The organism is Microcoleus sp. B4-D4, assembly GCF_036705185.1.
Taxonomy (GTDB): domain Bacteria; phylum Cyanobacteriota; class Cyanobacteriia; order Cyanobacteriales; family Microcoleaceae; genus Microcoleus.
Window position 1 is genome coordinate 54,043 of sequence record NZ_JAUBTX010000038.1, and the last position, 13,342, is coordinate 67,384.

The window sequence follows — 13,342 nt, forward strand, 5'->3', positions numbered from 1 at the left end:
TTTACTGGTGTTGAGATTCCTCCTTGTTTCTGAAAGCGGCTAACTCTGACGGAGTCTGGGAAACTTCACTTAACTGAATGTAATCTAAGATATTTGAAATTACCTTAGAAAGGTGGATCGCCGAACGGTGAGCTTCTTGGATAAAATCTCTCTCCTCTATCGGATCTTCAGCTTGATCGTCTAGGGTTAGTTGAAGATAGCCGATGATGTGATTTAGGGGAGTTCGCAGCTCGTGGGAGGCGCTAAACAAAAATTGCTTTTTGAGCTGGGATATTCCTTGTGCTCGCTGGTTGCTCTCTTGGTAGAGGGTGGCGAGGGCGATCGCGCTTCCGACTTGATCGGCAAGTTCTTGCACGAATTCGATCTGGCCACTCGTCCAAGGTCGATCGGCCTTACCACCCTTCTTCGACGATCCGCCCTCGCACCGGTGCAAGCTAATTATGCCATTAGGTTGCTCTTGATAAGCCGTAACTACCACTAGCAACGACTGTCTCTGAAAAATATCGTCGGCTTTAAAGGACTCTATTACCACCGGTTCGAGGGTGGCTAGAGCTTGAATGAAATGAGGTGCTGACGTCAGCGAGATTTCCATTCCCAGCATGGGTAGAAATGGTTCTTGACAGTATTCAGCAGCTACTTTGACTTGCAGGCTAGAATTTGGATAGGGACACATGATGCAACGGCTGACGCCTAGTGTTTGTCCCAGACTGTTAACTGTTTGCTGCCAAATAGTATCGAGATCCAAGCTTCGACGAATCTTTCTGCCAATTTGGAGTAAAAGTTTTTGCGATTGAGCTGATATTTGCTGATTCATAGCAACCCTTTTTGTACCAGACTAGCAACCAGTTTACCACTGCACCAATAGAGCAGGAATTTACTGAATTTGCCCGACTCCGGCTGTCCTACTTGGGACTTACGTTTACACTCAAATTTTGACACAGGCAGTTAAAGATTACTACCTAGTCTCAGTTGCTTTACAGGGTCTTTATGATTCTCACATACAATTTGGAGTGCCAAGTTTTCTCGATGGTCGTTTGCATTAGAGGATTGGCAACCTTAATCAGTCCTATAGGTTGACATTAAGTTTTTGTAAGGTGGGCTATTTGAGGGGTATATTCGGGTGTGTAAATCCTCATGGAGACTGACACACAGGAGCTTTGAGTCGTACCCATCGGATTCGGGTGATGCAAATTCTGGGTGAGACCCCTCATCGACGGGGGCGATCGATCTGAGTCCAAAACACCAAATGATATCAATTCCGGTTGCACTCGTTATGATGTTAACTGTTAACTGTGAATTTACTATTCCGATGAAAAGAGGATTTGATATGAGGGAGTTTGACTGCGGACAAAGTAAAAATTAATACTGCTGTTGGCAATATAGTTTGTGTGCGATAAAATCACCCAATATCGATAAATTTGATTGACGAAACGGAAGTAATATTAATTCCGGTTGCACTCATACATGATGTTCACTGTTCACTGTTCACTGTTCACAGTGAATTTACTATTCCGATGAAGAGATGATTTGATATAAGCCATGCACGAATAGCTATATTTTGCTTGTTGCCTATTCCTGATTCCTGATTTTTAATTCCCTCAAGATCCATCCTTGAAATTTGTTAAATAGCAGTAAGGTTGGTATTGCTTACACTACAGATAAAGGTTTTGTGTCCAAGACTATAAATCCTTCTTGCTTATTCCTGATTCTTCCTATCGATTACCTCAGTTAAATCTTGTATACTTCGAGTACGCTGAACTTCCTTCTTCAATGTGCCGATTGCCCCTTGTTAATTTTTAAAGAGTGGTTCTTGATAAAGCGGCACAGTAAAAGTAACAGTCGAACCTAGTCCTTCCCCCATACTGTAAAAATTTACTGTACCCCCCATTGCTTCTATTAGTCTTTGAGAAATAGCCAATCCTAAACCCGTGCCGCCGTATTGCCTGGTGCGATCGCCGTCCACTTGAAAAAACGACTCAAATAATTTATCTTGTTTGTCGAGAGAAACCCCAATTCCAGTATCAGCAACTCGGATTTTCACCATTCCGGGAAACTGCTGGTTGTAAAAAGTTACCTTTTTTTTGATAACTTCGACACTGATGCGAATTCCTCCTTCTCGGGTAAATTTAATTGCGTTGCCGCTGAGGTTCAATATTACCTGAAGCAGGCGTTGGTAGTTGCCGTATACCACAATTTCGTCCTCAGCAGCGGGTATTTGAATTTGAAATTGCAATCGCTTTTGCTGCACTTGAACTTGTGTAAAATTCTCAACTTGCTGCAACAGTTCGCCGAGTTTGACGGGAGCGAAGTCTAACTCCATTTTGCCGGCTTCGATTTTAGCGATATCCAAAATATCGTTAATCACATTGAATAAGTGTAAGGCCGATCGATAAGCTTCTTCGATAAATTGGTGCGCTTCTTCGGGGTCATCGGCCATGCCGTCTAGAAGCAGTTTCAGGAAGCCGAGGATGCCGTTGAGGGGGGTGCGGAGTTCGTGGGAAGTATTGGCAAGAAATTGACTTTTAAGTTGAGAAAGAGCGACGGCTTCGGCGCGGGCTTGTTCTAATTCTTGGTAAAGTGTAGCGTGGGCGATCGCGCTGCCGACTTGAGCGACTAACTCGCGGGCGAATTCGAGCTCGATTGGACTCCAGGAAGGGGAACTGCCGCAGCGGTGCAAACATATCAGGGCATTGGGTTGTTCTTCATAGGAAGTAGCTGCTACGAGCGCGGAATGGCGATCGAACGGATCGGCGACGGGGGAGGCGTAATCGACTGCTACGGGTTTTAAAGTGGCTAAAGTTTGAATCCACCCAGGCTGTTCGGCGGCGCGGAGTTCTAATCCGAGCATCGAAGAGTAAGGTTCTTGCCGGTACTCAGCTACTACTTTAAAAGTTTTCGATTGGAGACTGTCGATTTGATTTCTCGAAAGCGGGGGCGAGCAATCGCTGGCAATTAATTCTTGTAATTCGGGGGGAAAGACTGGAAAATTGTGTTGATTTTCTGAGGCTATGTATGGCGAAAATTCGATTATTTCACTTTCTTTGTGGGAGGAGCAGATGATGCAGCGACTTGCATTTAAAATTTGACCAAAACTGTTAGCTATTTGCTGCAAAATTGTCTCTAAATCGAGGGTTTTATGCAGATTTTTAGCGATTTCGGAGATAATTTTGCGGTCGATTTCCGAGTAGGAAGGGAGGCTGATACCGATGCGATTCGCTGAATACAGCATTTGTTCGCGATCGTCCGGGGTAGATGGCAATGCTGGATCGGGGATGAATTCTGGGGCATCTGCCGACAATTCTGCGGGTTTGTCAGACAGCAGCCTTCCCATAACTAAGACTTTTGCAGCTTTGCCGTTTGAGTCGATCGCCGGAGTGACTGTCAAATCGAACAGAAAATATTGTCCGGCGTGACAAAATGGATAGCTGAACCGTTGCGGTACAAGGGTTTCGATCGCCCGCTGCAGCAGATCGAGATAAGGTGCGGGGGTGATTGGTTGCAGGGTTTCGCTGAGGGGGCGATCGACAATTTGTTCTGCACTGAGGTTGTACTGTTCGGCTTTTTGCCAGTAAAAAGATAGATATCGACCCGTTGCGTCTTGGGTAAATACTAATTCTGCCCCTAACTCTTCAAAAAAGGCTGTAGAGGCGAGGCTCGATCGCCGGAAATCCGTGTTAGAGTCCATCAGATTAGGGATAAAAGTAATTCGGATTTTTGAGTATTGAGTTTTTATAGCAAGAAGCAGAAGGCAGAAGGCAGACTTCTGTTGCAATCGATCGCATGGGGAAAGTGCAATGCGAGAATGTCCTAACCGTCAGGGCGGTGGCGATCGTTTAAAACTCAAGACTTAAAATTGTTTTGGGCTTCGATCGTTAAGTTGTGAGTTATGGAAGAAGAAAGAAGGAAGTTCGGCAACGGATTGTGTAACGGATGTCAGGGATTTCAGTCCGATGGAAGTCGGAAGATGGAAGATGAATTCGCTTGTTTTGGATTTAACGGATGTAACGGATAGGAAGAATGAAAAAGCAATCTTCCTATCGTGTTTTAGTAATGGCAAAACCTCCTATTTTTCGGGCGCGTTTGCTATATCGAGCCAATACAAAAATGTTGGTTTTTAAATTAATGATTCATAGCTGGCAACTCACAATTTACAAATATTTTAGGCTGATTCCATTGCGTTTTGAGTTATATCGTGTCCTGTCGATTGATCGAGCTAAAATTGGTTCATAGTGCGGACGACCGTCCGTTTTCTGGTTACGGACTCCCAGACGTACTACGAACCATTTTTGTTGCGATCGTAGACCTGACATGATATTATTAATGAGTTTACCAATAATATTTTTTTATTCATAACTCAACTCAAAACTCAAAATTATTTGCGATCGGCAGTTTTGGGTAATTCAACTATAAAAATTAAGATTTAGGAATTAGTAGCGCGCACGGATTAACGAGATAGTTGGAAAATTACGCCAAAATTTGAGGGTGCGAACAAATCAAGCCGGGGAATCGATCGCGCATTTTTTGCTTCATAAAAAAGAAAAGTTCCGAGGTTGTGAGTTTGCCGGCGCGAGTTCGGAAAAACCTCTAGCTTTCGCGGCAAAATCTGCCGGTTCTCGGAGCCTTATTTTGGGCGGGCGAGATCTAATTTCACAGCCAGCAGATTTGCGGGCGCTGTCTCGGGCGAGAGAAACTCAGTCGTTCCACTCACCGCGGGGCGGGATTGGGGGGTTGCGGCGCAAGCTCATAGCGCGATCGTCTTCGCGGCGTTCGCCTCTGAGCCACTGCTTGATTGCTGTTTCAATTACTTTGTTGGGGTCATTGGTCAAGTGCTTAATTTGGTCTAGCAGTTCAGGATCGATATGGATGGACAGTTCCACTTTTTCTGATGAACTGTGGGAGGATATACTTGACTCGCTCATAGTTAAAAAATCCTAGTTTTAATTCTTAAGTTTCAATTCCTTCTAGGAATTTACGCTTTTTTGTTGTGAAGGAAGTGTTTTGAAGGAAGTGATGCGTTACTCCTAGTAGAGATTCGCAGCGGATCAAAACCTGTGTTTTGTACACCCTGACCGTCCCGCTTCCATAATTTGACCAAATTATCTGGTTGTTGTCAACCGCCAGCTTGTTCTCACCAATATTTTTGAGGTGGCGAAGGCCCGGGAGTAGAGCAACCTGACTGGATTGGAGGTTTGAGAGGGGATGTTGGCGATCGGCTTTTCCCCAACCGTTCAACAGCTTTCTGTACAATACAACAAAAGTCAATATTTTGCCGATAGGTTTTATGACTAACGTTCCTGTATCTCGCATTCGTAATTTTTCGATTATTGCTCACATCGACCACGGAAAATCCACTTTGGCCGATCGCCTGTTGCAGCAAACTGGGACTGTGCAGGCACGGCAGATGAAAGAGCAGTTTTTAGACAATATGGATCTCGAACGCGAACGCGGCATTACGATCAAGCTGCAAGCGGCTCGGATGAATTATACTGCCAAGGACGGTCAGGAGTACGTGCTCAATCTGATCGACACTCCCGGACACGTAGACTTCTCCTATGAGGTTTCGCGATCGCTGGCTGCTTGCGAAGGGGCGCTGCTGGTGGTTGACGCATCTCAAGGCGTAGAAGCACAAACCTTGGCAAATGTCTATCTTGCCTTGGGAAATAATTTGGAAATTATTCCGGTTTTAAATAAAATTGACCTGCCGGGGGCGGAACCGGAACGGGTGAAAGGGGAAATTGAAGAAATTATCGGTCTGGACTGTAGCGGGGCGATTGAGGCTTCTGCTAAGGAAGGAATTGGTATTGATGAGATTTTAGAGGCGATCGTCGAAAAAGTGCCGCCGCCGCAGGATACTGTTGATAAACCGCTGAGGGCGCTAATTTTTGACAGTTATTACGATGCTTATCGCGGGGTAATTGTGTATTTCCGGGTGATGGACGGAAGTGTTAAAAAGGGCGATCGGGTTTTGTTGATGGTTTCGGGTAAGGAATATGTCATCGATGAATTAGGAATCCTTTCACCGACTCAAGTTCAAGTAGACGAACTGCACGCGGGGGAAGTTGGTTATCTGGGCGCGGCAATTAAGGCCGTAGCTGATGCTCGCGTCGGCGATACGATTACTTTGGTCAAAAAGCCTGCACCGGAGCCTTGGCCGGGTTATACGGAGGCTAAGCCGATGGTTTTTTGCGGCTTGTTCCCGATCGATGCCGACCAATTTCCCGACTTGCGGGAAGCTTTAGAAAAACTCGAACTCAACGATGCGGCACTTTCTTACGAACCGGAAACTTCAAGCGCGATGGGATTTGGTTTTCGCTGCGGTTTCTTGGGCTTGCTGCACATGGAAATTGTGCAGGAAAGACTTGAGAGAGAATACAATTTGGATTTGATTGTTACGGCTCCTTCTGTGGTTTATCAAGTCACAACAATTAAGGGAGAAGTGTTAACAATTGACAATCCGAGTCACTTGCCAGATCCTCAGTATCGGGAGAAGATTGAGGAACCTTATGTGCGGGTAGAAATGCTGTCGCCGGAAACTTATGTGGGGACGCTGATGGAGTTGTCTCAAAATCGGCGGGGCATTTTTATGGATATGAAGTATCTGAGTCAGGGGCGGACTACGCTGGTTTATGAGTTGCCTTTGGCGGAGGTGGTGACGGACTTTTTCGATCAGATGAAATCGCGATCGCGCGGTTATGCGAGTATGGAGTATCACATCATCGGTTATCGCGAAAATCCGTTGGTGAAGTTGGACATTTTAATTAATGGCGATCCGGTTGATGCTTTGGCGATGATTGTGCACCGGGATAAGGCTTATAATGTGGGCCGCGGTTTGACGGAAAAACTCAAGGAGTTGATTCCGCGCCATCAGTTTAAGGTGCCCATTCAAGCGACAATTGGGGCTAAAGTGATTGCGAGCGAACACATTCCAGCTTTGCGGAAAGATGTGTTGGCGAAGTGTTATGGCGGTGATATTTCGCGGAAGAAGAAGTTGCTACAAAAGCAGGCGAAGGGTAAGAAGCGGATGAAGTCTGTTGGTACTGTGGATGTGCCGCAGGAGGCTTTTATGGCTGTGCTGAAGCTCGATCGCGATTCGTAGTTTGTGTGGCCTTTTGTTAGGAACAGGCCGTGGGGCCTGTTCCCAACAAAGAGTCTGTTTTCTTGTGGGACGGGCATCTTGCCCGTCCCTAAAAGGCTTAAATTAAAATGGTGTAAAATGTCGGGTATAATTATCGCAATGTTATATAATCATGTTAAATCTAAAGCTTCCCGAACAAAGGCGAAAACTTTACATTGAAATTGCACTGCGTAGATGTCGTCCCGGTAGCGGCAGCAGTCGAGAGTTTCTGAAGAAAAGAACCTGGAATCATCCCGTGACAAACATTAAAACGATTATTCAAAACACCCTTTTTGTAGTAGTAGGAGGGATTGCTACTCGCCTTTATATGCCTGAACGAATGACCGATGATGTGGATATTTTAGTATTAACTGAGGATGCTGCTAATCTTTATCGAGAATTAGAACAAGCTGGTAGCAGGAGAACGGGAGAACTTAGCATTGGAGGCAGCACTTGGAAATTGCCTGATGGTACTTATTTGGATGTAATTGAATCCAGGGATTCTTGGGTACGAGAGGCAATTAGAAATCCAAATAATGCCCCGGATGGGTTGCCAATTATCGGATTGCCTTATTTGGTTTTGATGAAACTAAAAGCTAGTCGCGGTATAGATATAGGGGATTTAACGCGGATGTTGGGAGGGGCTGATGAAACTGCTTTGCGGTTGGTAAGAATGGCTGTACAAGATTTCCTTCCTGATGCTGTGGAAGATTTAGAAAGTTTAATTGTTTTGGGAAAGTTAGAAATGGGTGAGTAATTAAGGAAAAATGGAAAAATGACCCTTACTTTTAATCCCGATAAATACAAAGAGTTATTGTCTCAGTATCAGCCAAAAATAATTAGAAACGAAGCGGATAATGAAAATGCTCTCGCTATTGTGGAAGAGTTGATGCACCAGCGCGATCGCACTCCTGAAGAAAACGAGTTATATGAATTGCTGATTGCATTGATTGAAAAATTTGAGCAAGAATACTATGCACCAGCAGCCACAGCCACGCCTCATTCAATACTGGTGTTTTTGATGGAACAAAGAGAGTTACAACCTGCGGATTTGGTGGAAGTTATGGGATCTGAAACAAGAGTGTCTGAAGTCGTTAATGGCGATCGAGATATTGGCAAAGAGCTGGCCTTGATTCTGGGAAGTTTTTTTCATGTAGAGCCGAGTTTGTTTTGTAATTAACGAAATTGAAATCATTTCGATTTAATTGAAAATTGTATGTGATGAAGTTCTGTAGGGGCGGGTTTACCAACAATATATAACAAGTACCAACAATCTTAATAAACCCGCCTCCACCCAACAGTAAATGGCAATCTACTGTACTTGCGCCACACGCTTTATTTGATTGGTTTAATTTCGGCTATTGGCCGATCGTCTTGCAAGAGTACCAAGATATTCCCATTTTGGATGAGTTTAATAAAGCTCGACAGATCCCTCTGAATTTCATCAATATTAATGTCGATCGCAGTTGCGCCGGAAATAACTGACTCAGCATGGGAAGATAAAGGAGGGGATTCATTGGCAACTATTTCGCGCAGCAAATGCGTACATAAATCCCGATTTTGAGAATGCTTAGAATGTAACATCTGGCTATATAAATTCCGGGCTAAATCCTGATTGAGAATTCCATAAAGTAGTATCATTGTCCATTCTTTAGCATTCACAATCATTCTGTCTATGCTATCAATAAACGCTTGCAACTGGTCTTTTAGCTCAAAAGACTCCAGAAAATGAATGAGACCATACATGACTTCATGTTGTTCGCATCTGTCATCGAAAACTAGATAAAGTGCTGGCAAATATTCGCTATTAGGATGTAGGGCAAGTTCGGCTAAAGTGTATTCAAAACTCATTACTTCCTCATCAGATAGCATGAATTTATTAGCATTTAATTTTTCTATTAATTGAGTAATGTTCATCTTATCTCTCCCACTTTATCAAAAGTACCCAACCAGGCCAGCTTGTTTTGTTTGATGATTTGTTGTAAATTCCGCCTAATCTGTGGTGAATACAGCCTATCTTGGCGATAAATCGATCGCACATCCCACACCGCACTAGCTAGAGCTTGCCGGGGTGATAGACTAAAGTCTGGTCTTTGTCCATAGGATTGTGTGCGCCGATGACGACCACCCGTTCCTGGATATGGCTGTTCCATCAAGATAGCAATACCCTTGTTTCTAGTGTAACCAGAGATTCCTATTTGTTTCATATAAGCATCGGACGGAATATGGTGGGGTGTAAGGTTGTCTCCTGTGCGGCGGATTTTGTTCAAGTCGCCAAATTGTCCGACTGTGCTTTCACCTGGAAGTAATCTAGGTATGTTATTTGTCACTTGTATTTTTGAGGAGGCTTTTTTTTTTAGTAAAAAATAGTTGGCTATTTTAAGTAAATCATGGAAGATTACTTTTGGTGAATGGAAAGGGCGATCGCGTTATCATTAATAAAATTAATTTGGCTTTTTATTGTGTCCCAACTTTTCCACTTCCAATTTTTGTTTTCATGAAATTAGCAAATTCTTGAGCAGTTGAGCGGTTGAGAAACGAAGCAACTAAAATTGAAGTTGTACCTTGATAGTTTCTATACACAGGTATAGCATCTCTGCAATAATTAGCACGAATTATTGCTAAATTCCTCTCGCTGTAATTGATATATACAGGATACCAATTAGTGACGTAGCCAGGGTCGCTATCACCACATGAACTCATGGGAAAGTTGTATAAACGAGTAGAATTTGATGTATTTGTATCCGGCAAGTTTGTCTCTTGAGATGTGGCTCTATTGTCATTGTATAATGAATTTTTTGGAGGATCTAGTTTCTGGTTTTTTTCTGGTTTGAGCCGATTGTCTGGTGGTCGATAATTCATCATAAATGCTATACCGATCGAAATTAGTATGAGTATGAGTGAAATGACTGCACAACCCCCATTAGACTGATTCTCTGGGGGAGTTTGGGATGTAGTTAGTGGTGTAGTTGGCGGTGTAGTTGGTGGTGGAGTTTGCAATGATGCTTGGGAACTGGTTTGTGCTGAAGGTAGCGGTACAGGTCGGGAGGGAACTGATCCAGATGAGCCCGAAGAAGACCCAGTTGGTGGTGCTATTGATGTCGGTGTTGGGGAGGGAGAAGATGCCGATGGCGGTACAGGTCTGGAGGGAACTGACCCAGATGAGCCCGAAGAAGACCCAGTTGGTGGTGCTATTGATGTCGGTGTTGGGGAGGGAGAAGATGCAGATGGCGGTACAGGTCTGGGTGGAATTGACCCAGATGAGCCCGAAGAAGACCCAGTTGGTGTTGCTATCGGTGTCGGTGTTAGCGAGGGAGAGGATGCCGATGGCGGTACAGGTCTGGGTGGAATTGACCCAGATGAGGCAGAAAAAGACCCAGTTGATATTGTTGGAGTGGGGCTGACTGGTGTTTGAGGGGGTGGAACCAGCAATTTGTCAGCCTCAGCCTTGCTAATGATTCTTACTTGATAAGGGTCTTCCCAAATGATTTGAGGAACTTTGTAGTCTTGTCTAAATCTTTTTTGGTAAATAGCAAGTAGTCCCGTAATTTCAACATATTGTCCTGTCAGGCTTTCTAGTTTTGTCGAATCCCATCCTTTGACCTTTCTAATTTTTGCTAATCCTTGAGAAAAAACTACAATGGTAAATGGCTTATACGAGCCTTGTGAAGAACGAAAGTCTCCAAAATTTATAAAAGTAATAGAGCCAAAGTCATCAGTCCCAACCCTTACGACCCTACCCACTATCGTTATGGTTTCTCCCTCTTGGCTAACCAGTTTTAGGATATCCTTGGCAGCAAATACTTTAAAGGGCGTTTGTATGATTGCTGGGCTGCTCGTAGAACCTGTAATATTAGCTGAAGACGCAGGATTCCGCTGCTGTGGCAGAGTAATACTGGGGTTTAAAAAATCCTCAAGAGTAGGAATATCCTCAACAGCGCAATGGCATAAATTCTTAAGGCCGCTAACCAGTGAGTCAATTTGAGATATATTTTTTAAATCGGAAAATAGTGATGAATTATTAGAGTCTTGATAATCCTTGCGGCTAAAGATTAGATTTGTACCTGTATGATACTTTTGCCAGAGTTGAGAATCTGATGCTAAAGCTTGAAGACTCACATACAAAATAATCAGGGAAAAGCGATCGACTTGAGCATTAAAAAAAGAGCCAGTTCGACTAGGATGTTGAAAATTGATATGCCCTATCTCATTACTATTTTTATAGGGCATCGTTGGTACATACATCCCGTCATAATCAATTAAAATAGGATGACCATTACTGCCAACCAGTATGTTTCCATGTTGAAGATCGCCATGACCCATATTTAGTTCATGGAGTCGCTGGCTAATTAACTTAAATTTCTCGGCAAGATTGCGAAGGTGTTGCGGGTTATTGAGGTTATCTTCGATGTATTCATTTAAGGAATCCCCGTCAACCCAAGCCATTTTTACAATGGGATACCAAGTTCCCCGAACACGAATACTCTCTGGTTCATATTGGAACTTAACAAAAAAATTATCAGTTTGTTTTTGGAGAAAATCGCTGATATGCTGATATCGTTCCTGAAGGTCTGGCGCTTCTTTATGAAAGCAGCGAATAGCCCATTTATTGCTATGACCAGTTGTTTGTGTCGCACAAGCTGTCAGAGCAAAGCCACCAGAAACTAAACGAGGAAGCCCCAGTGGTGTTTGCTCAATATTCGCACTTTGAAGTTCAGGACTTTTAAAAGCTACTTTGGGGTTTTGAAGAACCTCATTGTAGTCTGTCATTGAGGGGTATGGCATCGATCAGCACCAAAGTTACATCATCATTTCGGATCTCTTTGCGCTCGCGTAGAGTCGCGATAAAGTCTGTAAAATAGATAGCATCAGGAATATGAAATAGTTGTTCCCATGCAGCAAAATCATTACCTAACTCTTTTACTAGCCAGCAAGCTAAAGCATCTGTACAAAGAACTATCTGAAAGGCATCTTTTAGGTGAACTTCTTTTCTAATTATTTTTTGATTGAGAGTTTGCCAGGTTCTAGGTAGGTGACAGATAGATGTAGGGAAAGCACCAAAATCTTCGGGGGATAGTTCTGGCAGCATCCCTACCTCTTCATTCTCTCCATTGCGCCAGAAAATACAGCTATCTCCGACGGCTAAAGCTTGTATTTTCTCTGGACTGAAAAACTCAACAGCAGCAAAAGTTACATGACTTCCCCGCTCTAGCTTTTCATACATGAACCAATGCTGTGTATCGGGCATTTGTAATATTTGCTGGCTACTTTTCTGCACAAATTCTTGATGTGGAGACTCTAAACCAGAGGCAGTGAGGAGTTCATCACCTTTTTCGACATAGCTATTCACTAGAAGATCCGCCCAGATACCGCTGAATAGGCTCTCGGTTGCACCGTCGGCGACTGCTACGCGGAGAGCCGAAGCTGTACAAGAACTCAAAGCACTTTTATCTTCACATTCGGCTTTGCTCAATCCCTGCTTTTGAATTTGAAATCTGCGAACTCTGAAGACGCGATCGCCTAACTTTCTAAATTCTTCCTCTGTTGATGTTTCCTCTTTCGCTACGGTGTCTTGAATCTCTCCGGGTGAGTAGTTTTCTACAGGAAAGTTAGGCTCAGGAGTGGTATCATCTCTAACGGAAGATGCCGAGTGATCTGATGCAGGGCGAACGCATCTAAATCTCATGTTAGCAGAATATGGTATATTGGAGCATAATTATTGAGTACCTACCAAACATTTAATCAGAGTTCGTTCTTATGAAACTCAAACCTAAAATTACCATTGCCGACCATTTTTCCGAATTAGAAGATCCGAGGATTGAGCGGACGAGACACCATGAATTAATTGATATTATTACTATCTCAATTTGTGCAGTAATTTGTGGTGCTGATACATGGGTAGACATCGAAAGTTACGGGCGCTCTAAATACGAATGGTTAAATAAATTTTTAGAATTACCGAATGGCATACCTTCACACGACACAATTGCGAGAGTATTTTCTCGCCTTAAGCCGGAGCAGTTTCAGAAATGTTTTTTGAGTTGGATTCAATCTATTAGCTGCTTTAATCCAGGAGAAGTAATCGCAATTGATGGGAAAACTCTTCGCCATTCTTACGATCGGGGAGGAGATAAAAAAGCGATTCATATGGTCAGTGCTTGGGCGACAAGTCAAAGATTAGTTTTAGGGCAAGTTAAAGTGGATAAAAAATCCAATGAAATCACAGCT

At 43.5% G+C, this 13,342-nt stretch carries 12 protein-coding genes; 4 read left to right on the plus strand and 8 right to left on the minus strand.

The features are described 5' to 3' along the window. Window position 1: 1 nt before the first annotated feature. From QUB13_RS23050 to QUB13_RS23065, 4 genes are all read right to left on the minus strand, one after another. Window positions 2-814, minus strand: coding sequence for a GAF domain-containing sensor histidine kinase (locus QUB13_RS23050; protein ID WP_194011335.1), 813 nt, complete (start codon window positions 812-814; stop codon window positions 2-4). 975 nt (window positions 815-1,789) lie between these two features. Continuing rightward, on the minus strand, window positions 1,790-3,685 hold the full coding sequence (locus tag QUB13_RS23055; RefSeq protein WP_333385292.1) for an ATP-binding protein: 1,896 nt from the start codon (window positions 3,683-3,685) through the stop codon (window positions 1,790-1,792). A gap of 1,006 nt (window positions 3,686-4,691) precedes the next feature. Then, window positions 4,692-4,919 carry a hypothetical protein gene (locus tag QUB13_RS23060; RefSeq protein WP_194011332.1) on the minus strand — a complete coding sequence of 76 codons (228 nt, stop codon included), beginning with the start codon at window positions 4,917-4,919 and terminating at the stop codon, window positions 4,692-4,694. 25 nt (window positions 4,920-4,944) lie between these two features. Continuing rightward, entirely contained in the window at window positions 4,945-5,307 is a 363-nt protein-coding gene (locus tag QUB13_RS23065) for a hypothetical protein (protein WP_333385295.1), read from the minus strand. Between QUB13_RS23065 and lepA the strand changes: the two genes are divergently transcribed. From lepA to QUB13_RS23080, 3 genes are all read left to right on the plus strand, one after another. Then, on the plus strand, window positions 5,282-7,096 hold the full coding sequence (gene lepA, locus QUB13_RS23070) for a translation elongation factor 4 (RefSeq protein WP_333385298.1): 1,815 nt from the start codon (window positions 5,282-5,284) through the stop codon (window positions 7,094-7,096). The two genes, QUB13_RS23065 and lepA, sit on opposite strands and share 26 nt — an antisense overlap. A gap of 151 nt (window positions 7,097-7,247) precedes the next feature. Then, window positions 7,248-7,871, plus strand: a complete 624-nt coding sequence (locus tag QUB13_RS23075; protein ID WP_333385302.1) for a hypothetical protein — start codon at window positions 7,248-7,250, stop codon at window positions 7,869-7,871. Between the two features lie 18 nt (window positions 7,872-7,889). Continuing rightward, window positions 7,890-8,294: a helix-turn-helix domain-containing protein gene (locus QUB13_RS23080; RefSeq protein WP_333385305.1), complete on the plus strand. Its 405-nt coding sequence runs from the start codon at window positions 7,890-7,892 to the stop codon at window positions 8,292-8,294. A 155-nt stretch (window positions 8,295-8,449) separates the two neighbouring features. On the opposite strand, the gene QUB13_RS23085 is transcribed toward QUB13_RS23080, so the two are convergent. From QUB13_RS23085 to QUB13_RS23100, 4 genes are all read right to left on the minus strand, one after another. Beyond that, the gene (locus QUB13_RS23085; protein ID WP_333385308.1) at window positions 8,450-9,031 is read right to left on the minus strand and encodes an Imm30 family immunity protein; all 582 of its coding nucleotides are present in this window, start codon (window positions 9,029-9,031) and stop codon (window positions 8,450-8,452) included. Continuing rightward, window positions 9,028-9,444: a hypothetical protein gene (locus QUB13_RS23090; RefSeq protein ID WP_333385312.1), complete on the minus strand. Its 417-nt coding sequence runs from the start codon at window positions 9,442-9,444 to the stop codon at window positions 9,028-9,030. Before QUB13_RS23090 ends, QUB13_RS23085 begins: the two co-directional genes overlap by 4 nt. A 127-nt stretch (window positions 9,445-9,571) precedes the next feature. Beyond that, entirely contained in the window at window positions 9,572-11,884 is a 2,313-nt protein-coding gene (locus tag QUB13_RS23095) for a hypothetical protein (RefSeq protein WP_333385315.1), read from the minus strand. Then, window positions 11,868-12,800 (minus strand): protein phosphatase 2C domain-containing protein, encoded by a 933-nt coding sequence (locus tag QUB13_RS23100; RefSeq protein WP_333385319.1) that lies wholly within the window; start codon window positions 12,798-12,800, stop codon window positions 11,868-11,870. The genes QUB13_RS23095 and QUB13_RS23100 overlap by 17 nt, the downstream gene beginning before the upstream one ends. Window positions 12,801-12,871: 71 nt before the next feature. Here QUB13_RS23100 and QUB13_RS23105 point away from each other — a divergent pair. Then, window positions 12,872-13,342, plus strand: a 471-nt coding sequence (locus tag QUB13_RS23105) for an ISAs1 family transposase (RefSeq protein WP_333385321.1), incomplete at its 3' end; no start/stop codon positions are given.